This window comes from Kibdelosporangium philippinense, assembly GCF_021390435.2.
Classification (GTDB): domain Bacteria; phylum Actinomycetota; class Actinomycetes; order Mycobacteriales; family Pseudonocardiaceae; genus Kibdelosporangium; species Kibdelosporangium philippinense.
Map to the genome: position 1 here is coordinate 188,989 of NZ_JAJVCN010000004.1, position 23,389 is coordinate 212,377.

Annotated in this window: 21 protein-coding genes; 8 read left to right on the forward strand and 13 right to left on the reverse strand. The window is 66.1% G+C overall.

Annotated features, from left to right (window positions below):
* Positions 1-38 precede the first annotated feature (38 nt).
* From LWC34_RS43785 to LWC34_RS43795, 3 genes are all read right to left on the reverse strand, one after another.
* Entirely contained in the window at positions 39-464 is a 426-nt protein-coding gene (locus LWC34_RS43785) for a WD40 repeat domain-containing protein (RefSeq protein ID WP_233731213.1), read from the reverse strand.
* Between the two features lie 136 nt (positions 465-600).
* Entirely contained in the window at positions 601-987 is a 387-nt protein-coding gene (locus tag LWC34_RS43790; protein WP_233731214.1) for a hypothetical protein, read from the reverse strand.
* A gap of 132 nt (positions 988-1,119) precedes the next feature.
* Positions 1,120-2,562 (reverse strand): hypothetical protein, encoded by a 1,443-nt coding sequence (locus tag LWC34_RS43795; protein WP_233731215.1) that lies wholly within the window; start codon positions 2,560-2,562, stop codon positions 1,120-1,122.
* A gap of 191 nt (positions 2,563-2,753) precedes the next feature.
* On the opposite strand from LWC34_RS43795, the gene dxs reads away from it, so the two are divergent.
* From dxs to LWC34_RS43810, 3 genes are read left to right on the forward strand one after another with little or no spacing between them, the layout of a single operon-like run.
* Entirely contained in the window at positions 2,754-4,670 is a 1,917-nt protein-coding gene (gene dxs / locus LWC34_RS43800; RefSeq protein WP_233731216.1) for a 1-deoxy-D-xylulose-5-phosphate synthase, read from the forward strand.
* Positions 4,671-4,673: 3 nt separating this feature from the next.
* Complete coding sequence (locus LWC34_RS43805) at positions 4,674-5,351, forward strand: response regulator transcription factor (protein ID WP_233731217.1); 678 nt, start codon at positions 4,674-4,676, stop codon at positions 5,349-5,351.
* The gene (locus LWC34_RS43810) at positions 5,348-6,475 is read left to right on the forward strand and encodes a sensor histidine kinase (RefSeq protein ID WP_233731218.1); all 1,128 of its coding nucleotides are present in this window, start codon (positions 5,348-5,350) and stop codon (positions 6,473-6,475) included. Before LWC34_RS43805 ends, LWC34_RS43810 begins: the two co-directional genes overlap by 4 nt.
* A gap of 133 nt (positions 6,476-6,608) precedes the next feature.
* Here LWC34_RS43810 and LWC34_RS43815 read toward each other — a convergent pair whose 3' ends face one another.
* From LWC34_RS43815 to LWC34_RS43845, 9 genes are all read right to left on the reverse strand, one after another.
* Entirely contained in the window at positions 6,609-6,929 is a 321-nt protein-coding gene (locus LWC34_RS43815; protein WP_233731219.1) for a peptidase inhibitor family I36 protein, read from the reverse strand.
* Positions 6,930-7,071: 142 nt separating this feature from the next.
* Positions 7,072-7,869, reverse strand: a complete 798-nt coding sequence (locus LWC34_RS43820; protein ID WP_233734032.1) for a DUF72 domain-containing protein — start codon at positions 7,867-7,869, stop codon at positions 7,072-7,074.
* A gap of 35 nt (positions 7,870-7,904) precedes the next feature.
* On the reverse strand, positions 7,905-8,081 hold the full coding sequence (locus LWC34_RS58370) for a hypothetical protein (RefSeq protein WP_308200225.1): 177 nt from the start codon (positions 8,079-8,081) through the stop codon (positions 7,905-7,907).
* 41 nt (positions 8,082-8,122) lie between these two features.
* A complete protein-coding gene (locus tag LWC34_RS58375; RefSeq protein ID WP_308200226.1) occupies positions 8,123-8,893 on the reverse strand; it encodes a CehA/McbA family metallohydrolase domain-containing protein in 771 nt (256 codons plus the stop codon).
* The gene (locus LWC34_RS58380; RefSeq protein ID WP_308200227.1) at positions 8,890-9,441 is read right to left on the reverse strand and encodes a PHP domain-containing protein; all 552 of its coding nucleotides are present in this window, start codon (positions 9,439-9,441) and stop codon (positions 8,890-8,892) included. Before LWC34_RS58380 ends, LWC34_RS58375 begins: the two co-directional genes overlap by 4 nt.
* A 630-nt stretch (positions 9,442-10,071) precedes the next feature.
* Positions 10,072-12,147, reverse strand: a complete 2,076-nt coding sequence (locus LWC34_RS43830) for a 3-hydroxyacyl-CoA dehydrogenase NAD-binding domain-containing protein (RefSeq protein WP_233731220.1) — start codon at positions 12,145-12,147, stop codon at positions 10,072-10,074.
* Entirely contained in the window at positions 12,144-13,367 is a 1,224-nt protein-coding gene (locus LWC34_RS43835) for a thiolase family protein (protein WP_233731221.1), read from the reverse strand. Before LWC34_RS43835 ends, LWC34_RS43830 begins: the two co-directional genes overlap by 4 nt.
* Before the next feature lie 465 nt (positions 13,368-13,832).
* The gene (locus LWC34_RS43840; RefSeq protein ID WP_372496771.1) at positions 13,833-15,077 is read right to left on the reverse strand and encodes an HRDC domain-containing protein; all 1,245 of its coding nucleotides are present in this window, start codon (positions 15,075-15,077) and stop codon (positions 13,833-13,835) included.
* 59 nt (positions 15,078-15,136) lie between these two features.
* Positions 15,137-15,853 carry a response regulator gene (locus tag LWC34_RS43845; RefSeq protein ID WP_037262141.1) on the reverse strand — a complete coding sequence of 239 codons (717 nt, stop codon included), beginning with the start codon at positions 15,851-15,853 and terminating at the stop codon, positions 15,137-15,139.
* Positions 15,854-16,109: 256 nt separating this feature from the next.
* Between LWC34_RS43845 and LWC34_RS43850 the strand changes: the two genes are divergently transcribed.
* Together LWC34_RS43850 and LWC34_RS43855 are read left to right on the forward strand one after the other, a co-directional pair.
* On the forward strand, positions 16,110-17,252 hold the full coding sequence (locus LWC34_RS43850; RefSeq protein ID WP_233731223.1) for a dipeptidase: 1,143 nt from the start codon (positions 16,110-16,112) through the stop codon (positions 17,250-17,252).
* A gap of 81 nt (positions 17,253-17,333) precedes the next feature.
* On the forward strand, positions 17,334-17,579 hold the full coding sequence (locus LWC34_RS43855; RefSeq protein WP_233731224.1) for a hypothetical protein: 246 nt from the start codon (positions 17,334-17,336) through the stop codon (positions 17,577-17,579).
* Here LWC34_RS43855 and LWC34_RS43860 read toward each other — a convergent pair.
* The gene (locus tag LWC34_RS43860) at positions 17,569-18,126 is read right to left on the reverse strand and encodes a DUF3000 domain-containing protein (RefSeq protein ID WP_233731225.1); all 558 of its coding nucleotides are present in this window, start codon (positions 18,124-18,126) and stop codon (positions 17,569-17,571) included. The genes LWC34_RS43855 and LWC34_RS43860 overlap by 11 nt on opposite strands.
* A 189-nt stretch (positions 18,127-18,315) precedes the next feature.
* Here LWC34_RS43860 and hemE point away from each other — a divergent pair, with 189 nt between their 5' ends.
* From hemE to LWC34_RS43875, 3 genes are all read left to right on the forward strand, one after another.
* Positions 18,316-19,383 (forward strand): uroporphyrinogen decarboxylase, encoded by a 1,068-nt coding sequence (hemE, locus tag LWC34_RS43865; protein WP_233731226.1) that lies wholly within the window; start codon positions 18,316-18,318, stop codon positions 19,381-19,383.
* Entirely contained in the window at positions 19,383-20,822 is a 1,440-nt protein-coding gene (gene hemG / locus LWC34_RS43870) for a protoporphyrinogen oxidase (protein ID WP_233731227.1), read from the forward strand. Before hemE ends, hemG begins: the two co-directional genes overlap by 1 nt.
* 125 nt (positions 20,823-20,947) lie before the next feature.
* Complete coding sequence (locus tag LWC34_RS43875; RefSeq protein ID WP_233731228.1) at positions 20,948-23,389, forward strand: sensor histidine kinase; 2,442 nt, start codon at positions 20,948-20,950, stop codon at positions 23,387-23,389.

Genomic DNA, 23,389 nt, shown 5'->3' on the forward strand with positions numbered 1-23,389 from the left:
TCTGCGACCCAGCATCACGATGCGCAACACCAACTCGATCAGTCGGCGTCCCCGGCCTCGTACTTCAGCCAGTACACGCCACGTCCACCGACAGCGACCAACCGCGTGCCATCCAGCCACGCGCAGCCATGGATCTCACCATCGCGCCGAAGCTCAGTCAGGCAGGACCAGTCGGTGCCCCGGTGGATGCGCAAAGTCTGGTCACCAGACACCGTGGCCGGCAAGGCACCATCAAGCGACCAGCTCCCATAATCAGCCGTCAAAGCCTCCTCGTCGACCAGGAATTCGGTGCCGACGGACCACGACTCGTAGACATCAACGGCTTCGTCGAAAGTCGACGTCTTGATGGTGCCGCCGGTTTTGGGGTCGACAATATGAACGGTGTTCCCCGCGCTGACGGCAAGCCAAGCGCTGTCCCGCGCGATGACGACATCGAAGTCGGGCTTGCGGTCACTTCGCCTCACTCCAGCTCGATGTGAGCAGATTGATCGCGATGGCGGCCGAAATGTTGACCAGGATCACCGCTCCCGCGGTCGTGGTCCGCCTCCGCGACGAGCTCAATCCGACCCCCGGTTCGATGAAGTCTGACTTGTGTCCCGATCAGGAGGCGTAGCCGAACTCAGCCTCATGGAAAACGTCGGAGCCTTCGGTGCTCTCGTACGTGACGCCGCATTCCTGGCTGAGCATGGCGTGGCCAAGGTTCGCCATCGTCAACCACGCCGTGATCAAGCCACCGATGAGCAAGAAAACGCCAACAGTCCCCGCCCCCGCCCGAAAAGCCCAAGCGACAAGCATGACGACAGCCAAAGTGATCGCAGCCGTGAGTACAGCCCGGATGAGATAAGTCCGCCGCTCACGAGCAACATCCTTGCGAGCCGCCGCGTAGATCGCCACGGTCGCGCCGCACTGCCAGCATTTGACAGTCACGATGGCCGGTTCAGTCTCCTGCCGCTCAAGCGCGTAAACGTCACCGCCCGCCGCACTCAAGTGCGTCACCCTCGCGGACACGTGTGTCGCGATCCGGAATAAGCCCCACCCTCGAATCTCCCCCAAACCCGGACAAGTGCCAGAAGCAGGATCCTCCGCCTGACCCGGACACAGAGCAAGCGGCCACCCGGATTACTGCTGCCCCGGACGCTGCGGTGGCGGCGGGACAACCCCCTCAGGAGGCATGCTGCTGACCAGCCCACCCGGCTCAGCCTGAGCAGACAAAGAACCAGGAGAACCAACGCCCAAAGGACCGTCTGAAGACAGCCCACCGGACGCGAAGGCCTGCGGCTCCCCGCCCTGCGGACCACCCCCGAAACCCGTGAGCCCGGAAGCTCCGAAAGAGTCCCCGCCCGGAAGTGCCCCCGGACCAAACCCAGCAGGCCCAGCTTGAGGAGATTCACCTGGTGAAGCAGACCAGAACCCAGTAGGTCCCGATGGCGGTGGCATAGGTGGCAGCGGTGTGCCACCCGCTGGCGTGCCCATCCCGAACCCACCCGAGCCCGACTGCGGCATCTCACCCAACGGTGGCGTGCTGAGGCCAAACCCAGGCGAGCCCGATTGGTGCGCCTCGCCAGGTAGGGGTCTGCCGAATTCGGCTGGAGTTGTACCTGCCCCGAATCCAGGAGAACCTGATCGCGGCATCTCGCCAGGAGCGCTGAAGCCAGTCATCCTTGGCGGTGGCACTGGCGTTCCGCCGGGTGGCGTGGCTGGTCCGAATCCCATTGTGCCGGAATGAGGCAGCTCGCCCGGCGGCTTGGTTGGGCTGAACCCAGCAGGACCCGGCTGCGGCATTTCGCCAGGTGCAGGCGTGTCGAACCCAGACGTTCCTGGCGGTGGCAGCGGTGTTCCGCCTGGCGGCGTGTCCGGCCCGAAGTCTGCCTGACCTGGACCTGCCGAAACCGGTCCACCCGCGAAGCCAGCTGCTCCGGAGGAACCTGCTGCGAAGCCAGGGGGCGTGGCTCCGGGACCCGCTGGTCCGCCTGGTGGCGTGGTGCCGGGTGGCTGCATAGGCGCACCAACCGGGCCGTGTGGCGGTGTGAATTGCGGCGCACCGGCAGGCCCTGCTGATCCGGGCGCGGCGCCTGGATGCACGGCTCCTGCGGGCGGCGGGGTGCCTGGATGCGCGGGGCCGCCTGGCGATTGGTCCACGACTGGCGGAAGTCCGGCGCGGGCACGCAGCCACTCGGGGATGTGGGCATCCTCACGGGGGAATTGGCGCAGCTCGTCCTGGAACCCGATCGGCGGCGGCATCCTGCGCCAGCGCGGCTCGGTGTCCGGCTCGAACTCCGCACTGAACTTCGACGGGTGATCCAGCAGGTAGACGCCGGAAAGCCAGGTTCCTCTGCCGGGCCGGTACATCGCCGCGCGCAGTTCACCGAACAGTTCCACCACGTCCATCGCTGGCCGGATCGGGAATGTCTGGTCGTCGTTGGTCGTCAGGGCCACATCGACCTCGATATGCCGGCCAGCCGACCGGTATTCGGCCCGGATCTGCTTCCAGTTCGGTGGCGCCGCCCCAAGTAGCGCCCGGCCGATCCGCCTGATCAGCTGCTGCTGATCAACTTCTGGCACGCTCATCTCCCCCGGTCCTCCCTGACCCAGCGTTCCTGCAGGGACCTTACAACTTACGGGCCGGGCGTAAGGCCAGGTTCGTGCCGCCCGGCCAGCACTACGCAACCGTCCGTAGACTTGCTGGAAGCCGGTTGGGGCGGGAAGCCGGGCACACGAGTACGGAGTGGAGCGACTCAGACGAGGTGGAAGCAGTGACTCTGCTTGAGACCCTGCACGGACCGACCGACTTGAAGCGCCTCACCGACGAGGAGGTGATCCGGCTCGCCGGCGAGATCCGCTCGTTCCTTGTCGAAAAGGTCGCACGGACCGGTGGGCATCTCGGCCCCAACTTGGGGGTTGTCGAGCTGACCCTGGCGGTGCACCGGGTTTTCGACTCACCGAGCGACGCGATCGTCTTCGACACCGGTCACCAAAGCTACGTACACAAGATCGTGACTGGCCGCGCCGCGGGATTCGACACGTTGCGCCAGCGCGGTGGCATGTCGGGTTACCCGTCGCGTGCGGAAAGCGAACACGACTTGGTGGAGAACAGTCACGCGTCCACCGCACTGTCCTATGCCGACGGACTGGCAAAGGCATTCCAGCTTCGCTCCCAGCGGCGGCACGTGGTCGCGATCGTCGGTGACGGCGCGCTGACCGGCGGCATGTGCTGGGAAGCGCTGAACAACATCGCCGCGGACCACACCCGCCCCATCGTGATCGTGGTCAACGACAACGGCAGGTCCTACGCGCCGACCATCGGCGGCCTGGCTGATCACCTCGCGTCGCTGCGCCTGCAGCCTGGGTACGAGAAGGCGCTCGAAGGTGGCCGCAAGGTCCTGCAGAACACGCCGGTCGTCGGCAAGCCGATCTACGCGGCGCTGCATGCGGCCAAGCGCGGCATCAAAGACGCGCTGAGCCCGCAGATGATGTTCGAGGACCTCGGCCTGAAGTACGTCGGCCCGGTCGACGGCCACGACGTGCACGCGATGGAAGCCGCGCTGCGCCGGGCCAAGGAGTACGGCGGCCCCGTCGTCGTGCACGCGGCGACGCGCAAGGGCAACGGCTACGCGCCTGCCGAGAACCACGAAGCCGACCAGATGCACGCCACCGACGTGATGGACCCCATCACCGGCGAGCCGGTCAACCCGAAGAAGGCGACCTGGTCGTCGGTGTTCTCCGACGAGCTGGTCCGGCTCGGTGCGGACCGTGAGGACATCGTGGCGATCACCGCCGCGATGCTCGGCCCGACCGGCCTCGACAAGTTCGCCGCCCGGTTCCCCGGGCGCTGTTTCGACGTGGGCATCGCCGAGCAGCACGCGCTCACCTCGGCCGCTGGCCTGGCCATGGGCGGCGTGCACCCGGTGGTCGCGGTGTACGCGACCTTCCTCAACCGTGCATTCGACCAGTTGCTGATGGACGTCGCGCTGCACAAGCAGCCGGTCACCGTCGTATTGGACCGTGCGGGAATCACCGGTCCGGACGGCGCCAGCCACCACGGCATGTGGGACATCTCGATCCTGGGCACCATTCCTGGGATCCGCGTGTGCGCGCCACGGGACGCTCAGACGTTGTCCGAGTTGTTGCGCGAAGCGACCGACGTGAACGACGGCCCGACCGTCCTTCGATTCCCGAAGGCCGCGGTCGGCGCTGAGATCCCGGCGATCGAACGGGTCGGTGGCGTCGACGTGTTGCGCCGCCCGACTGAAAGCGAAGACATCCTCCTTGTCGCGGTCGGTGTGTTCGGCGAGCTCGGTTTGGCCGCCGCCGAACGCCTGTCGGACCAGGGGATCGGCGTCACGGTCGTCGACCCGCGGTGGATCACTCCGGTCCCGGCACAGCTCGTGGAGATGGCCGCACGGCACCGGATGGTCGTGACCATTGAGGACGGCGGCAGGCACGGCGGCTTCGGCTGGGCGCTCGCCGCCGCGTTGCGGGACGCCGAAGTGGACGTTCCGCTGCGCGATCTCGGTGTGCCACAACAGTTCCATGACCACGGCACCCGCGCGGAGGTGCTCGCCGAACTCGGGCTGACCGCGCAGGACGTGGCCAGGCGAGTCACCGAATGGGCCGCTGGCCGGCTCGGTGAACCCGCCGCTCACGAAGTCAGAGCGTCCACGAAGGACTGATAAGTGCGAGTTCTGGTAGTCGAGGACGAAGAGGCATTGGCCGAGGCGATCGCCCGCGGCCTTCGCCGGGAGGGCATGGCCGTCGACGTCGCGCTGGATGGCGACGCTGGTCACGAGAAGTCCACGATCACGCGGTACGACGTGATCGTGCTCGACCGTGATCTGCCGGGCATGTCCGGCGACGAGCTGTGCCGCGAGATCGTCTCCTCTGGCGCGCTCACCCGCGTGCTGATGCTGACCGCGAGTGGCACGGTTGAGGACCGCGTCGAGGGCCTGTCCCTCGGCGCGGACGACTACCTGGCCAAACCGTTCGCCTTCCCCGAGCTCGTTGCCCGCGTGCGGGCGCTGGCTCGTCGCGCCACACCCGCGACACCGCCGGTGCTGACCGTCGGCGACCTCGAACTCGACCCAGCCAAGCGCACAGTCAGCCGGGCTGGCCGCGCCGTGGAGCTGACCCGCAAGGAGTTCGGCGTGCTCGAGGTGCTGCTCGCCGCGGGCGGGTCGGTGGTGAGCAGCGAGGAGCTGCTTGAACGGGTCTGGGACGAGAACGCTGACCCGTTCACCACCACCGTCCGCGTGACGGTCATGACGTTGCGCAAGAAGCTGGGCGAACCCGGCCTGATCGACACCGTTGTCGGGTCTGGCTACCGGGTCCCGGTGGCCGGCTCCGCAGAGGGGTGACCACCAGGCGCGGGCTCCGCCTGCGAGTCCGCATCACGCTGCTGGCCACTGGCCTGGCCGCAGCGGTCAGCGTGATGTTGTTGTGGCTTGGCTGGTTGCTCGCCGGAGACGTGGTGGGCTCGGTGCCGACACTGCCTGGGGACACACCCGTCGTGGTGAACGGCAGGCAGATCGACGCGTCCGAGCTCGCCAAGATCATGCAGAACGACGTCCGTGAACGCATTCTGGTCTTCGGCGGCATCGCCTTCGCTGCTGTGGTCGCTGCCGCTGCCCTCCTTTCCTGGACCCTGACGGGCCGCATCCTCCGACCGTTGCGGGAGGTCACCATGACCGCCCGCCGACTGTCGGCCGAGTCGCTCAGCTCGCGCATCGCCTACGACGGTCCCCGCGATGAGCTCGCTGAGCTGGCCGACACCTTTGACGCCATGCTCGCCCGCCTGCAGGCGGCGTTCGAGTCACAGCGCCGGTTCGTGGCCAACGCGAGCCACGAACTGCGCACGCCCCTGTCGGTGATTCGCACCGAACTGGACGTCACCCTCGCCGATCCCGACGCGGACGTCGCCGAACTGCGCCGGATGGCTGGCGTGGTGCGCGCCGCGACCCTCCGGTCAGGTCAGCTCGTGGACGCCCTGCTTCTGCTCGCCCGCACCGACGGCATGGGCTTGGGCGTCCGCGAACCAGTCGACTTGGCCAGTACGGTGGCCACCGCCTGGCATGGTGTCCGCGCCGAAGCCGAACCCCGCGGCATCACCCCGACATTTCATGCCGCGCCGGCACCGGCCATCGGCGACCCGGCCTTGCTTGAACGTGTCGCTGGCAACCTCCTTGAAAACGCCGTCCGTCACAACGTGGACGGTGGATGGATAGATGTACGCACATCAGCGAACCCGGAATGGGCGACGCTGCGCGTGAGCTCTTCCGGCCCGCACATCGATGCCACCCGCGTCGGTGAACTCTTCGAGCCGTTCCGTCGCGGCGGCGTCGATCGCACAGCCCAGTCCGGCACCGGATTGGGCCTGTCGATCGTGCGAGCCGTCGTGATTGCCCACCACGGCCAGGTCAGTGCCTACCCTGTGCCCGAGGGCGGCCTGTCGGTGGAAGTCCACCTCCCAGCCAAGCTCTGATCGTCCTTGGCCACGCGAGACGACAGGGGCGGTCGTCGCTCACGGGTGTCCTATGCGGACTTGGACGTCACCACATCCGGATAGTGGTCCGCATGTGCGACTCCTTTCTCTCAAGGTGACGGGGAAGCGCCGGCTACTCCCAGATCTGGATCGCCTTCACCACGAACGGCGCGTCGGGGACGAACGTGCCGCCCTTGGGATACGTGGTGAACTCCGCCTCGGTCGAGCAGGTTTCCCCTTGGTAGACAGTGACATCCTTGGTCATGCGATTGGCGACCGACTTGGCGACAACGCCGCCGAGCGAGACGCACTCGCCGGGATTGGCGGTCTCCAGATTGTGTCTGACCGCGTTACCCGCGTAGTTTTCCTTTGGCCAGGCGCAAAACTCGCCACGATCGCACTTCGGCACGGTGTCCGCGGCTGACGCGGGCGAGGCCGAGAAGGCGGTGCCCATGACGAGCAAGCTAGTGAAAACGGCGCGCTGAACAAGCTTTGACATTGTGTGATCCCCTCGATCTTGCGGCCAGCGATTGGCCGCGCCCTTCGAGATTCGCGCGTTTGGGCTTCGCTGTCCGCTGATTTCGGGATTAGTCACCCTATCGTGTGTTGGGGAGGCGCTTTCGTAACGCTATGGCGTCGCCCGGCGCCTTCACTTTGATGTCGTTGTCAAAGTAGACATACGTGTCGGTGTTCCACTGCCGGATCCTGTTGGCCCACAGGTCAAGCGCTTCGTCGCTGTATCCGCTTGCGTAGAGCTCGACGTCACCATGCAGCCGGATGTAGACGAAATCTGTTGTGACGTCATCGAAGTACGGGAACTTGCCTGCGGTATCGGCGACGACCATGGCAATGTCGTTGCCTCGCAACAGCTTCGCGAACGATGGATCGGCGAAGCTCGGATGTCGGACCTCCACGGCGTGCCGGATGGGACGGTCGTCCGACACTTCGGTCCACGAGCGACCATCCAACCGGGAGTCATGGCCCTCGGCCAGCGAGGCGGCTGAGTAGGTTGATCGCGGCAGCAGTGCGAAGAACTGGCTGAACAGGCCTTCGTCGAAGGGGAAGCTCGCGGGGAACTGCCAGAGCACAGGGCCGAGTTTGTGCTCAAGGGCCAGCACGCCGGACGCGAAGAAGTTGGCGAGCGGTGTCTCGACGTCCTTGAGACGCTTCATATGTGTGATGAACCGGCCGCCCTTCACCGCGAACACGAAGTCGTCCGGCGTCTCGGCGGACCACCGCTGGTAACTGGTTGGCCGTTGCAGCGAATAGAAAGAACCGTTGATCTCCACGGAGTCGACCTGCCGGGAGATGTACTCCAGCTCCCGCCGGTGTGGTAGCCCTTTCGGGTAGAACACGCCACGCCACGGCGGGTACAGCCAGCCCGAAGTCCCGATCCGGATCACGAGTCAGGTGTACCCGCCAGGACTGGTCACCACACGTCGACGAACACCGGGTTCGTGTAGCACCACAGATCCTTGAAGGGATCGGAGTCGCCGATGACGTCGGAAACCGGTTCGATGCCGCCGGCGGAGTGGCGATTGCCGTCTGTGCCACGGACTCGCGCATGGAAAGGCGCGCGGACGTCGCGGAACGTGTGCTGGAACAAAACGGTGTGCCTGGGCCACGAGCGAGGCGAGAAAGATTGCGCTACGATGGTCGAGGGGGCGGAAAAACATCCGGTGAAGCGGTTCCAGTGACATGGCCTTGAATCAGGTCGAGACGACGTAGCTTGGGGATCGAGCCGCTTCCGTTGGGGCGATAAGCCAACCGGGCCGCGATGACGACAGTGACCGACGAACCTCGGCGAACCCGGATGCGCTCGCCGTATGTGGCGACCTGGCCGTCGCCATAGGCAGCGAATTCAAGGTTGTCGACGAGGCCACCGTGGGTCACCCAGATCCGGCCGGCGCGTAGGGCGGACGCGACGGCGGAGTGGGTACGAGCGGTGGTGCCGACGTAGGTCCGGCTGAACTCGCCGGGGTGGAAGTCGGCGTAGGGCGCGAGTGGTTGTGGCACACCGGAATGGATCGGGTCCGGATACTTCCCGACCTTGTCGTAGTAGTCGCCGGGCACGGCTGGCCGGGTCAACACGTCACCCCTGTTGTAGTGGGAGTCGGAGTTGCTCGTGATCCAGAAACCCTTGCCCTCAGCCAGAAGGGAGTCCCATACGCCACCTAGTTTCGCGGTCATCCAGTCGAACCCGCCGTACGTAAGGTAGGCCTCGGCCGGGTATCCGGGCCACGAATCAGCACCGGGGTTGTTGACGTAACCGCCGCGCGCGCCGCCATTCCCGTTCGGCTTGGGGAAACCGTCGGCCTGCGCGCCGGGCGCGCCTTCCATTCCGATGACGAGGCCGGCGTCACGCATGGTGCGTAGCTCGTGCGGGGCCACACGGCCGTTACGGCTGGGATGGTTCACGACGACGATCGGGTCGCGCGTGTTCTGCCGCAGCCAACGAACGGCCGCAAGCGCTTTTGCCTCATTCTCGGGAGACCCGGCCTCGAATTGGTCAGGCGAGAGTCGTGGTCACGCTCGAACCTGCGTAGCAACGTGGCTTCGTCGTGCCCTGGGGTAAAGAAGACAGTGGCGTGCTCGGCACCGGGCACATTCCACTCGATTCCTTGCCACAGCAGGACGTCGCGATGCTTGCGACGGGCTGCCCGGACGTCCACATTGGTGGCCTCGACCGAGGACTTCTCGTGCGCCGGATACCCGTGGTCGGTGATCACCAACCAGTCGGCACCGTGTAGGCGGGCACCCGCCACCACGTTGTCGACGGTGTACATCGCGTCATACGAGTACTGCGTATGCGTGTGGTGATCGCCGACGAGCCAACGGTACCGGTTGCGGCCGAGCAGCCGCCCAAGCTCGGTGGTGATGTCGGCGGAAACCGGTGGCGCGGCGCCCAAGGAGGCGCCCGCGACAGCCGCGCCCAGGGTGAGAAATCGTCTTCGGGAGGAGCTCATGGGCCGGACGCTATGTGTCCAACACGGCCATTAGATGACCAGCAGATGACCCCTGACAGAGGAGGCGCATGTCGCCGGTCGATTCGTCATTGCCGATCTACGAGCGAACCAGGTCGTTTGCCATATCGACGTGGATGCACCGCGAGAAGGATACGGCGTGTCCGTGAGGATCCGAAAGTGTGCTCCGCGATCCGTCGAGGGAGCTGAAATCGTTCTGGGGCGTCTTGGTGGGCACTGATGGGTGTCAAACGTGGTGTCGGGAAAGGAGCGTCATTGACTCGGTGCTGCTCGCCGTCGGGCGTTCTACGAAGGCTTTGTTCAGCATCTGAAGGCATCGACTCTGGCACCGCCAAAGGTTCGTTCGGAGTCTCCGAGCGAGTCGACTGCAGTGATCGAGCAGGCCTGGCGTCGTCCGCTTTGTCCTCATAGGACGATGCGGAGCGGGTCGACGATACGCCGGTTGATGTCGCCGACGGTTCTCCTTGGAGCTGAAGGACTTGAGCCCCAACGCTTGTTCCGCAGGAGACAGAGCACTATGAGCCAACAGCGAGCAGCGGCGTCGGTTGAATCTACTGGCGCAAACACAAGTGGCCCCTGACAAGGCAGGGGCCACTTGAGGAAAAGGAGGGACTATCGGGGAACGCTCGCCACACCCGGTTCGAGGAACCGCTTGCCTGTGACGCGCTCGGACACACCCGAGCGGTCGAGGTATGGCGTGATGCCGCCGAGCCAGAACGGCCAGCCCGCGCCGAGGATCAGGCACAGGTCGATGTCCTGTGCCTCGGCCACGACGCCTTCGTCCAGCATGCGGCGGACCTCGTCGGCCAATGCGGCCAGCGTGCGGTCGAGCAACTGCTCGGAGGTGGAGGGCGAGTCGCCTGTCTGCCAGAGCGCCGCGACCTCAGGGTCGAGCGTCTGGTTGCCCTGCGCGTCCCATTGCCACACCGCGGTCTTGCCCGCTTCGACGAAGCGCTTCATGTTCTCGCTGACGCCGAAACGGTCAGGGAACGCGTTGTGCATGACCTCTGCGACATGCAGGCCAACGGCCGGGCCCACCAGTTGCAGCAGGATCATCGGCGTCATCGGCAGGCCGAGCGGGTCGAGCGCGTGGTCGGCCACGTCGAACGGCGTGCCTTCGTCCAGTGCCGCGGTGATCTCGCCGAGGAACCGGGTGAGCAGGCGGTTGACCACGAACGCGGGTGCGTCCTTGACCAGCACCGACGACTTCTTCAGCTCCTTGCCCACCTTGAACGCGGTGGCCAGGGTCGCGTCGTCGGTCTTGTCGGCGCGGATGATCTCCAGCAGCGGCATGACCGCGACCGGGTTGAAGAAGTGGAAGCCCACGACTCGCTCCGGGTGCCGCAGCTTGGCGGCCATGTCCGTAATGGACAGTGAGGAGGTGTTGGTCGCCAGCACGCACTCGGCCGAGACGTGCTCTTCGACCTCGGCGAAGACCTGCTGCTTGACTTCCAGGTTCTCGAAAACCGCCTCGATCACGAAGTCCGCGTCGGCGAAGGCCGCTTTGTCCAGCGCGCCGGACACCAGTGCCTTCAAGCGGTTCGCTTCGTCGGGGGAGATCCGCTTCTTGCCTGCGAGTTTGTCGACCTCGGTGTGCACGTAGCCGACGCCCTTGTCCACGCGTGCCTGGTCGATGTCCGTCAGCACAACCGGAACATGCAGCCGGCGGGCGAACAACAAGGCCATCTGCGAGGCCATCAGGCCTGCGCCGACGATGCCCACCTTGGTGACCGGACGGGCCAGCGACTTGTCCGGCGCACCCGCTGGGCGCCGGGCGCGCTTCTGCACGAGGTTGAATGAGTAGAGGCCTGCGCGCAGCTCGTCGCTCATCACGACATCGGCCAGCGCCTCGGTCTCGGCCGCGTAGCCACGATCCAAGTCGTTGTGCCGGGCCAACTCCAGCAGTTCCACTGCCTTGTTCGGGCCGGGTGCGGCGCCGTGCGTCTTGCCCTCGACGATCGCGCGGGCGCGGGCAATTGCCGCGTCCCATGCCTCGCCGCGGTCGATTTCCGCGCGCTGCACAGTGGTCTTGCCGTTGACCACGTCCGCAAGCCACGTCAGTGACTGCTCGATGTAGTCCGGCGAGTCCAGCAGGACGTCGGCGATGCCAAGCTCGAACGCCTGCTTGGGCTTGAGCATCTTGTTCTGGTTCAACGCGTTCTCGATGATCACGGTCACCGCGCGGTCCGCGCCGATCAGGTTCGGCAGCAGCTGCGTACCGCCCCAGCCCGGAAACAGGCCGAGGAAACACTCCGGCAGCGCGATCGCGGCCACGTTCGACGCGATCGTCCGGTAGTGGCAGGACAAAGCCAGTTCGAGCCCGCCACCCATGACCGCGCCGTTGATGAACGCGAACGTGGGCACCTTCGAGTCGGTGAACTTGCGGAACACGTCGTGTCCCTGCTGGCCGATGGCCAACGCGGTGGCGTGGTCGGTGACCTGGCCAACGCCGGTCAGGTCCGCGCCGACAGCGAAGATGAACGGCTTGCCGGTGACCGCGATGGCCGCGGGGTCGGCCTGCACGGCCGCGTCGAACGCGGCACTGAGGCTGTTGAGCCCCTCCTGGCCGAAGGTGTTCGGCTTGGTGTGGTCGAAGCCGTTGTCCAAAGTGATCAGTGCGACCGGCTTGGCGAGGCCGGGTACCCGGATCGTCCTGGTGAACGCGTGGGTCACAACTTCGTCAGTCACTTGCCGCTCCAGTGTGGGTTCTCCCAGATCACGGTGCCGCCCATGCCGATACCGATACACATCGTGGTGATGCCGTAGCGCACCTCGGGGTGCTCGGCGAACTGGTGCGACAGTTGCGTCATCAGCCGCACGCCGGACGAGGCGAGCGGGTGACCGGTGGCGATCGCGCCACCCCACTTGTTCACGCGTGGGTCGTCGTCGGCGATGCCGAAGTGGTCGAGGAACGCAAGCACCTGCACGGCGAATGCCTCGTTGACCTCGAAAAGGCCGATGTCCTCGATGCTCAGCCCTGCCCGCTTGAGTGCCTTCTCGGTCGCGGGCACCGGGCCCACACCCATCACCTCGGGCTCGACACCCGCGAAGGCGTAGCCCACGAGCCTCATGCCGATCGGCAGACCCAGCTCGCGAGCGGTCTCCTCGTCGGCCAGCAGTGCGCCGGTCGCACCGTCGTTCAAACCAGCCGCGTTACCCGCGGTCACCCGGCCGTGCGGGCGGAACGGCGTCTTGAGCTCCGCCAGGGTTTCGACTGTGGTGCCTGGCCGTGGCGGCTCGTCCTCGGTTGCCAGACCCCAGCCAAGCTCGGCGGAACGGGTCGCGACGGGCACGAACTCAGGACCGATCTTGCCGGTCTTCACGGCCTCGGCGTACTTCTCCTGCGACGCAGCGGCGAACTTGTCCGCGCGCTCCTTGGTCAGGTGCGGGAACCGGTCGTGCAGGTTCTCCGCCGTCTGACCCATCACAAGCGCGGACGGGTCAACGATCTTGTCGGACAGGAACCGTGGGTTCGGGTCGACGCCCTCACCCATCGGGTGACGCCCCATGTGCTCGACACCGCCCGCGATGGCGATGTCGTACGCGCCGAAGGCGATACCGCTCGCGGTGGTGGTCACGGCGGTCATGGCGCCCGCACACATCCGGTCGATCGCGAAGCCCGGCACCGACTTCGGCAGCCCGGCCAGCAGCGCGGCGGTCCGGCCGATGGTCAGGCCCTGGTCGCCGATCTGGGTGGTCGCGGCGATCGCGACCTCGTCGACGCGCTCCGGCGGCAGCTGGGGGTGCCTGCGCAGCAGTTCGCGGATGACCTTGACGACCAAGTCGTCCGCGCGAGTCTCGGCGTAGATGCCCTTCTTGCCTGCCTTGCCGAACGGCGTGCGAACGCCGTCGACGAAGACGACGTTGCGAAGGGCTCGCGCAGCACTTGTAGGTGCTGGTGCGGCCACGGCAAGTCCTCCCTCGTGTCTCTGGGTTACCCGCCGGTAGGGGCGGCCGTGACGTCAACTCTAGCCCTTGTTACCCGCCGGTAACTACAGTGGTCCCTCTGTCGTGTGTGTCACGTCCGCCGTCAAGCCCCTCATGCGAATTCGGCCCGACTTGTCCACAGCACGCAGTTGTCCACAGCGAAGGCATCGCCGTACTTCCGAGCCCTCTCGCCATTCCCATAGCCTGAAATTAGGGGTCCCCCTCGCAGGCGGGGAGGGGTGTGAGTGGGACTGGGAGCGATTCCAGCGGGTTGGGGTGGACGTGGTTTGGCAGGAGGAGCCGAGGGTGCCTGCGGTGTGGCGTGGGCTGAGTTGGCGCGTGCGCGCGACGGCTTCATGACAGTGCGCAGGGCTGCTTGGTAGAAGGTCGCGCCGGGCGGCCGATGTAGGCGGAGTTGGGCAGGGCTGCTGGCTGGCAGCCTGCCGTCACTCAGTGGATGGCGTGGTGTGCAGAGCCTTGCTCAGCGGCTCGGCCACCAGGTCGACCTGCCACTCACGCGCGCCGCCCGCTCGCAGGGCCGCCGCTGTCGCGTCGACGTCGATCGATGCGGGCGGTGTCCAGCAGATTCGGCGGATCAGGTCTGGTTGGACCATGTTCTCCACCGGGAGCCGCAGGGACTCGGCCAGCGCTGAAAGGCCTGCCCTGGCCGCGGAGAGCCGCGCGGCTGCCGCGGGGTCCTTGTCGGCCCACCGGTTCGGTGGGGGAGGACCGTCCTGCTGCGGGGATGGGTCTGGGAGTTCGTTGCGGGGCAGCGCCGCCGCCGTCTTCAGCGCCCGTGCCCATGTGCCTGCCAGGCGTCGTTGGGACCGGCCTCGGAAAACGGGGAGCTTGACCAGCGCTGCTTCGTCGATGGGGGCGGCTACTGCCGCGTCCACGATCGCGCTGTCGGGCAGGACGCGGCCGGGGGCGACGTCTCGCTCTCGCGCGATGGAGTCACGTACTTCCCACAGCGCTCGTACAAAGGCCAATGCGCGGGCCCCACGGGCCCGGTGGATGCCTGAAGTACGCCGCCATGGCTCCTTACGTGGCTCAGGCGTCGGAGCGTCTCTGAGAGCCGAGAACTCCTGCAGCGCCCAGTCGAGTTTTCCTTGCGACGCGAGCTCTGCTTCCAGTGCGTCGCGCAGGGGGACTAGCAGCTCCACGTCCAGTGCCGCGTAGTTCAGCCACTCGCGGGGAAGGGGACGGCGCGACCAGTCAGCGGCGCCGTGGCCTTTCTCCAGCCGGTAGCCCAGCACGCGTTCGACGAGCGTTCCGAGAGCTACTCGGTCGAAGCCCGCCAAACGTCCTGCCAGTTCTGTATCGAAGAGCTTGCTTGGCCGTAGGCCTAGCTCGGCTAGGCATGGCAAATCCTGGGATGCCGCGTGCAGCACCCACTCCGTGCCTTGCAGCGCTTCGATCAGTGAGTCGACTTCGTCGTTCAACGCGACCGGGTCGACCAGCACTGTTCCCGCGCCTTCGCGGCGGAGCTGAACCAGGTACGCCCTTTGTGAGTACCGGTACCCGGACGCGCGCTCGGTATCGACCGCGACCGGCCCATGACCTGCCGCCAGAGCTGCGGCCGCGCGCCGCAGCTCTGCCGGCTGAGTCACCACAGGTGGCGTACCACCCGCTGGTTCGACCAGAGGAATTGGTTCCGGCTGGTCGCTGGTGGGAGATCCGGGTGTGCTCACGGCGGGAAACCCTACGTCAGGGTCACCCGCCGATCGCACGTTTTCGGGCGAACAGCGTTTCAGCGGATCACGCCGGCACGCATGGCCAGCGCAACCATCTGAGCCCGGTCACCGGTCCCGAGCTTCCTGCCGATGCGCGACAGGTGGCTCTTGACGGTAAGTGCGGACAGGTTGAGCGCCTCGCCGATTTCCTTGTTGCTCTGGCCATCGGCGACCAATTGCAGCACCTCAACCTCACGGGCGGACAGTTCCCGCGGTGTGTTGTCAGTCCCCGGAACCCGGGTGCCCGTCGCGAGCACGGGAGCGACACTCGGGTCGGCGTACACGCCGCCTTCGAGCACTCGCCGAACTCCGTCGGTCACCACCACCGGCGATGCGGACTTCAGCAGGTAGGCCTGGGCCCCTGCCTGGAAGGCCGAACGCACGGCGTACGGGTCGTCGGACGACGCCAGAACCACGATCCTGGGCCACCCATGGCTACGGAGTTCCGTAACCAGTTCGATGCCTGAGCCGTCGGGCAGCCCAAGGTCGAGGATCGCCAGGTCGCATGGCCCAGTGGCCAACGCCCGTGCCCTCGCCTCGGCCACCGAAGCAGCCTCGTGCACTGTGCCCGCGCCCATCTGGGTCAACCGGGCAGCTATCGCCTCCCTCAGCAGCGGGTGGTCGTCGACCACCAACACTGAGAACAGCTCTTCCCGCGGGTGCGGGACCATGTTCGCTGGCAACGCGCCAGCTGGCGTGGTTCGAACGGCCTGACCTAAGCCGACGGCAGCCACGTCACTACCTCCCTGTAGTCGGTCGTGCCCCCCGACCGGCACTGGGACTTTCCGCCAATCAGCCGCGCCGCTGATGGACCGAAAGTGGTGTCGACGAGGGCAGCCTAGCCGCCCAAGCGGGTCAACGGGACGATCAATCGGGTATGTATCCGATCGGGTTGTCACTTTCTGGACGTGTTGTCACACGATCAGGTGACTCCGGTATTGGTGACGTAACGGAAGCATGCCCCAACGCGATGGAACGAGGTCATGGGTAATGAAGTCCGCAGGATTTGACCGTGCGGTCGCTCTTCTGAAAGCGACCCAATTGGCCGACGGTCACAACGACCTGCCGTGGGCGCTGCGGTCGATCGCCGGTCCGGATCCGGCCGTCGCGGTGGCGTCGACAGACCTGGCAATCCCGCAACCTGGGTTGCATACCGACATCCCCCGCTTGCGGGAGGGCGGCGTCGGGTTGCAGTTCTGGTCGGTATACGTGCCGTGTCAGTTCGAGGGGCATTCCGCGGTCACCGCCGTGCTCGAGCAGATCGAGGTCGTATACCGCCTAGCGGAACGTTACCCGGACGATCTGGCGATCGCCACGACAGCGGATGAGGCGGAAGAGGCCTTCCGAGCAGGCAAGATCGCGTCGATGCTCGGCGCGGAGGGTGGCCATTGCATCGCGGAGTCACTTGGCGTGCTGCGCGCGTTGCGGCGTCTCGGCGTCCGCTACATGACCCTCACGCACAACCTGAACACGCCGTGGGCGGACTCCGCGACCGACGATCCGGTGCACGACGGGCTGACCGATTTCGGCCGTGAAGTCGTCAGGGAGATGAACCGGATCGGGATGATGGTCGACCTCTCCCACGTGGCGCCCGCGACGATGCGCGACGCGATTGAAACGTCACAAGCGCCGGTGATCTTTACCCACTCGTCGTGCCGAGCGGTGAATGATCACCCTCGCAACGTCCCTGACGATGTTCTCGAATCGCTGGCCTCGAACGACGGTGTGTGCATGATCACGTTTGTCCCCCGATTTGTATCGCCTGCATTGTCCGAGTGGGATGAAGCGCTTCAGAACGCGATGACCACCGAAGGTCTGGACCACAGGGACCTGACCGTCAGGGAGAAGTTCACCCAATCGTGGAACGGTCCGAAGTCGCCGGACGCGACCCTGGATGAAGTCGTGGCGCACGTTGAGCACGCCCGCGAGGTCGCCGGGATCGACCACATCGGACTCGGCGGCGACTACGACGGGGTGGGCTCGTTGCCGATCGGGCTTGAGGACGTCTCCAAGTACCCGGTCTTGATTGGCGCACTGCTCGACCGCGGCTGGAGTGAGGAGGACTGCGCCAAACTGGCTGGTCGAAACGCGCTGCGGGTGTTGCGGGCGACCGAGGAAGCGGCCGAGAGGTAGAGAGAAGCAGGCCGGAGCCGGAGAAGGACAGCGGCGGAGAAGGGCAGGCGACTGGGATTCGGTGGTGGTCGAGCTGGGCCTGTGGCTGAGATCCGGTGGGGCGAGCCGCGCAGATGGCTTGGGCTTGGCGAGGCCGCGCTGGCATTCAGCTGGGATCTGGTGGAGATCGGACCGGCAGGCAGGCTGCAGGGATCTGGTGGTGGTCGAGCTGGGTCTGTGGCTGGGATCTGGTGGTGGTCGAGCTGGGGTTACGGCTGGGACCTGGCGGACGTTGGGCCGGGTGGGCAGGTGGAATCCTCGGGGATGGCGTGCCGCGTCAGGTGTTGAAGAGGGTCACTCCGACCGGGGGCAGACCCACCACGCTGGCGAGCAGGTCACAGAAGGCCTCGCCGTGTGGCTGGAGCTCCCCCGTTCGTGGCGTCCACGAGGCACGCAGCTCCAGGTCGTCGGTTCGGGCTGGGCCTGCTATGTCACCGAATCGGGCGGACGAGGTCTCCGTGACGGTTCCGCCGAGCGCGGCGAACTTGGCTCCTGAGGCTTCGAGGGCGTCGGTCAGCCATGACCAGCCGACGGCGGGGAGCAGGGGGTCGGAGGCCAGCTCGGCGTCCAACTCGGCGCGCACGAAGGTGACCACTCGGAGGACGCCGTCCCATGCTTCTTGACCTTGTGGGTCGTGCAGCAGGACGAGCCGTCCGGTCGCCAGTACTTCGGCTGGGCCGTTCACCTCGGCTGTGATCGCGAAGGCCCATGGTGCCAGCCGCTGGGGCGGCCGGACCTCCTCCAATTGGACCTCGGGTCGCGGCCGGACCGACCGCAGCGCCGCGACGGCCTGGCGAAAGACCTCGGGTGCTTCGGAAGCCTTGGACGCAGTCACGACAGGTAACTGTAGGACCACCCGAGTCGGTGAGCCTGGATGGCGCGCCGAGCAACACCGCGTACGTTCGGTCGATGAAGTTGATCAGTGTTCGTGACCTTGTCCCCGACCGGGGGTCGGGGACAAGGTCAGCCGACGGACCGGCTCAGGCCGAAATGACCCGTTCGGCGGTGTGGAACGATAGGAAAGGTGACCACAGCCTCGCCCGTCCGCCGCGACCTTGCCAACGCTCCTCTGCTCGCCGCAGCCCGCGGCCTAGGACCAGCGCGGACGCCGGTGTGGTTCATGCGGCAGGCTGGTCGTTCGCTTCCTGAGTACCGAAAGCTCCGCGAAGGCACGCCGATGCTGCGGGCCTGCTTCACGCCGGACATGGTCGTCGAGGTCACCATGCAGCCGATTCGGCGGCATGGGGTTGATGCGGCGATCTTCTTCAGCGACATCGTCGTGCCGCTCAAGGCCGCCGGGATCGATCTGGACATCGTGCCGGGCACTGGGCCGGTGGTCGCGAAGCCGGTGCGGGACGAGAAGGCCGTGCGGGAACTTCCCGAGCTGGATCTCGCCAACCTCGATCCGATCGCCGAGGCGGTCGGCTTGCTGGTCAAGGAACTGGGCGACGTTCCGTTGATCGGGTTCGCCGGTGCTCCTTTCACCCTCGCTTCCTATTTGATCGAGGGGGGTCCGAGTAAGCACCATGAGCGCACGAAGGCGCTGATGAAGGCCGAGCCCGAGGTGTGGCACGCGCTGCTGGCCCGGATCGCCGACTACACCCTCGACTTCCTCAAGGTCCAATTGGACGCCGGCGTCGACGCCGTCCAGCTTTTCGACTCGTGGGCCGGTGCACTGTCCGAAAAGGACTACCGAGAGTACGTCCTTCCCCACTCCCAGCGGGTCTTGGCCGGGTTGGCGTTCGCTGGTGTGCCGCGCATCCACTTCGGTGTCGGTACCGCCGAACTTCTCCCCGCGATGCGCGAGGCCGGTGCCGATGTGGTCGGTGTGGACTGGCGGCTTCCGTTGGACGAGGCCGTGCGCAGACTCGAGGCCGCCGCACCCGACGCGCCAAAGCCTGTCGTGCAGGGAAACCTTGATCCCGCCATGCTTTTCGCGGGATGGGATGTCATCGAGCGTGAGGTTCGGCGCATTCACGCCGAGGGCAAGGCCGCCGCCGGCCACATCTTCAACCTTGGTCACGGTGTCATGCCGGAGACCGACCCGACCATGCTGACCAGGGTTGTCGAACTGGTCCACAGCCTGAGCTGATGGCCGCCAAGGTTGTTGTCGTCGGTGGCGGCATCGGCGGGCTCGCGGCTGCCTACCGGCTACGCACACTGCACCCCGACGCCGAGATCACGATCATCGAGTCGGCACGGGAACTCGGCGGCAAGCTGAGGACCATGCAGCTGGCGGGCGCGGCTGTCGATGTTGGCGCGGAAGCATTCGTCACTCGCAATCCGACAGCGATCAAGCTCGTCGAAGAGCTTGGGCTGACGGAAAATCTCGTACATCCCGTGTTGTCGGCGGCGACTGTCCACGCCGCCGGGCGCACGGTTGCCTTGCCGAAGCGGACTTTCCTCGGACTGCCGGTCAGTGCCGACGAGGTCAGGAGCGTGCTTTCGGCTGACGGAACGGCAAAAGTCGCGGCCGAACGCGACCTGCCGCCGTTGCGCGTCGACGCGGACCCTGACGCACCGGACGTTTCAGTGGGCCAGGTGATCGGTGAACGGTTCGGGCGTGAACTGGTGGACCGGCTGGTAGAACCCTTGCTGGGCGGTGTCTACGCGGGCCGCGCGGACATGCTCGGGCTGCGCGCCACGATGGCCCCTCTGGTCGGCAAAGAACAGACGTTGACCGAGGCCGTCGGCAAAGTCCTTGGCCCGCCAAGACAAGGCTCGCAACCGCCAGTGTTCGGCGCGCTACGCGGAGGCATGGCGAAGCTGGTGGACGAGCTCGCCAAGCGGTCAGCGGCGAGAATTCGCCTGGGATTGCCGGCAAGGGCGCTGACGAGAACCGAGCGTGGCTGGCGGCTGGAAATCGGTAGCGCGGCCGCACCGGAGTTTCTGGACGCCGACGCGGTCATCCTGGCGGTGCCCGCGCCCTCTGCCCGCAAGCTTCTCGAACACGAAGTCCCGCAGGCCTCGGCTGCGTATGGCCAGATAGAGGTGGCTTCGATGGCCGTGGTGAGCCTTGCGTTGCCGCCGGACACTGTGTTGCCGCAGTCGAGTGGCGTGTTGCTGGCTGTGGGGGAGCGACACGCGGACGGAACTCCGTTCACCGCCAAGGCTTTCACTTTTACCAGTCGCAAGTGGGGCAACGCGGAAGGCGAACCGGTTCAGTTGCGGGCCTCGGTCGGCCGGTACGGCGAAGCCGAGGCGCTGCAGCGTGATGATGACCAGTTGGCCGCCGCGGTGGTGTCCGATCTATGGGAACTCACCGGAGTCGATGTTGCGCCAGTCGAGCGAACCGTGACCCGATGGGGTGGTGGGCTTCCGCAGTACGGAGTAGGCCATACGTCCGCCGTCGCCGCCATACTCGACTCGGTCGATAAAATGCCTGGTCTCGCCGTTGCCGGTGCGACTTTGCGCGGTGTCGGTATCCCCGCTGTCATCGACTCGGCGCACACCGCCGCATCGGCGATTGGCGCTTACCTGACGTCGCGATCGGGCGAAATTAGTGCGCCGAGTGGCCTAGTGGGTGACTAACCGCCTGTGCTACAGTGCGGCACCGTTGTGGTCGTTTATCAGGTGACTCACAAAAGAGTATCGTGCGTCGATCTCTTGCGGGTGTCGCGAATTGTTTGAAAAGTATTCGACACCGGTGGAGTATCGTGAGATTTCTGGGTGACCGGCGCCAGGGCCACGGCTCTATCCGGACGCGGCTAACCGCCGTTGTGGTGTTTTCCGCAGTCGCTCTTGTCGTCATGTGGCTCGCTGTGAGCATGCCCCGGCTGTACGACGCGATCTACTTACGCGCGGTCAGCGAAGCGATGCAGGAGACCATGCCGAAGGCGGTGCGTGCGCTTGCCGCGGTGCAAGCGGAACGCGCACAGAGCTTGTCCGCCTCGGGATCCGGAGCCGAGCTGGCCGACAAACGCACTCAGACCGACCAGTCCGTGCGCGAGGTGCGCACTCTGGTCGAGCCGCTGCTCCCGGACTCGCCGCAGGTCGTCCAGGATCGGTACGCCGACTTCACCCGCGCGCTCGACGAACTCGCCGGAGTACGCCGCCAGCTCGACACCAAGACGATCGAGCGGCCGGAATTGTACGTTTTTTACAACAAACTCGCTGATGTCAGCATGACGGTTTTCGAGACCATGGCCAGAGCGGTGCCCGATCAGCAGACCGCGTTCAGTGGTGTCGAGGTGACTTCGCTCTTCCGGGCCGCCGACCTGATGTCACGCGCCGGCACGGTCGCCGGTGGCGCTATTACTACTGGCGTACTGAATCAATCGGATCACGTCGAATTCACCCGGCTATCGGGTGCTTATCGGCAACAGCTCGAATTGTCCACACAAAACGGTTCCGAAGAGGTCAGGTCGGCCTACCAGGAGATACGCGATGGCGCGGACTGGAAACGGCTGACCGCCGCGGAGGACACCTTGATCAATCAAGGCCCGTGGACCGTGGTGACCAATCGCAACCGGACGGACGGACAGCTCGCCGCGCCTCCGGTGAGTGATCAGGAGTGGCGGGACGTCACTGGAAAGGTCTATGCCGATCTGGAGCAGCTTGGCGTGACGCAGTTCGCCGACTCGGCAAGGCTGGCGGACAGCAAGTCGAGCAGTGGCCTGACACAGGCCATCATCGGCAGCGCGATCGCCTTGCTCGTCGCGCTGATCGTGATCATCGCGGCGATGCGGATCATGCGCTCGACGGCACGCAGGCTGACCAGGTTGCGTTACGAGACCTTGGATCTCGCGGTGGAGAAGCTGCCGCCGATCGTGTCCCGGCTGCGCACCGGCGAGCAGGTCGACGTGAGTACCGAACTGCCGATGCTGGACTTCGGCAAGGACGAGATCGGCCAGGTGGCCAGGGCGTTCAACGCCGCGCACGCCACCGCGGTCGAAGCGGCCGTGCAGGAATCACAGGCCCGCGCCGGTGTCCGCAACGTCTTCCTCGGCATCGCCCACCGCAGCCAGGCATTGGTCCACCGGCAGCTCAAGATCCTCGACAAGCTCGAGCGTGAACAGGAAGACCCGCAACAGCTGGACGCTCTGTTCACGTTGGACCACCTGGCGACGCGAGCCCGCCGCAACGCCGAGAACCTGATCATCCTCGGTGGCCAGCAACCGGGCCGTGCGTGGCGTAAACCCGTTCTGCTGGCGGACATTCTTCGTGGTGCGGTCGCGGAAACCACACAGTACAAGCGAATCCGGATGCAGGGCGTGCCACGGGTGTCGCTGGTCGGTTCCGCGGTCGCGGACACCATGCACCTGCTGGCCGAACTGCTGGACAACGCAACGTCCTTCTCGCCGCCACAGGCGCACGTCCGGCTGTCCGGTGAGCCTGCTGCCAAAGGCATTGTGGTCGAGGTCGAGGACAATGGCCTTGGCATGGACGACAACGAGCGCGACCGGCACAACCTGGTACTCGCCGACCCGCCGGACTTCGAGTCGATGGCGCTGAAAGGCGATCCACGGCTCGGCCTGTTCGTAGTGGCGCGACTGGCGGCACGGCACGGCATCAAGGTCGAGCTGCGTTCGTCCTCCTACGGCGGTACCAGGGCGATTGTGCTGATCCCCGCGACATTGCTGGTCGAGGCCGACCAGGATGACACGACCTCGCCGTTCGATCCGGTGCCGTCGGCACGGGCCGCGTCCCCCGATCCGGACTACGTCGACGACGTACTGCCGTTCCGGGTTTCGCTGTTCCAGCCCGTCGACGAGCTGCCGGCCGAGACAGCGGCCGAGACAACCGGCGAGGTCTCGCCACGGGCGCTGGACTGGGAGGAACCCGAGCCTTTGTGGCCAGAAGAAGACATGGCTGAACCAGATCAGCCGCAGCCGAGTGTCACACCCGTGCAACACATTCCCACAGGCCACACCTCGCCAGGAATGATGCCGGTCGCTGCCCCGCAGCCGGGCACGTCGGACAAGCCAGCCCTGCCGCGACGGCGCAGGCAGGCGAGCCTGGCACCACAGCTCAGAGAGATCGCGCCGATGCCACTGGACGACGAGGACCCGACAGGAGGTCGCTCGCCAGAGGAAGTCCGCAGCATCATGTCGGCTTTCCAGTACCAGACCCGGCGCGCACGTGACGAGGATCAGTAG

What these genes read in the sequence shown, in the direction of transcription:
- LWC34_RS58380 (WP_308200227.1), bottom strand. Translation starts at nt 9,441, where the DNA reads ATGAGCTCCTCCCGAAGACGATTTCTCACCCTGGGCGCGGCTGTCGCG.
- LWC34_RS43815 (WP_233731219.1), bottom strand. Translation starts at nt 6,929, where the DNA reads ATGGGCACCGCCTTCTCGGCCTCGCCCGCGTCAGCCGCGGACACCGTG.
- hemG (WP_233731227.1), top strand. Translation starts at nt 19,383, where the DNA reads ATGGCCGCCAAGGTTGTTGTCGTCGGTGGCGGCATCGGCGGGCTCGCG.
- LWC34_RS43850 (WP_233731223.1), top strand. Translation starts at nt 16,110, where the DNA reads ATGAAGTCCGCAGGATTTGACCGTGCGGTCGCTCTTCTGAAAGCGACC.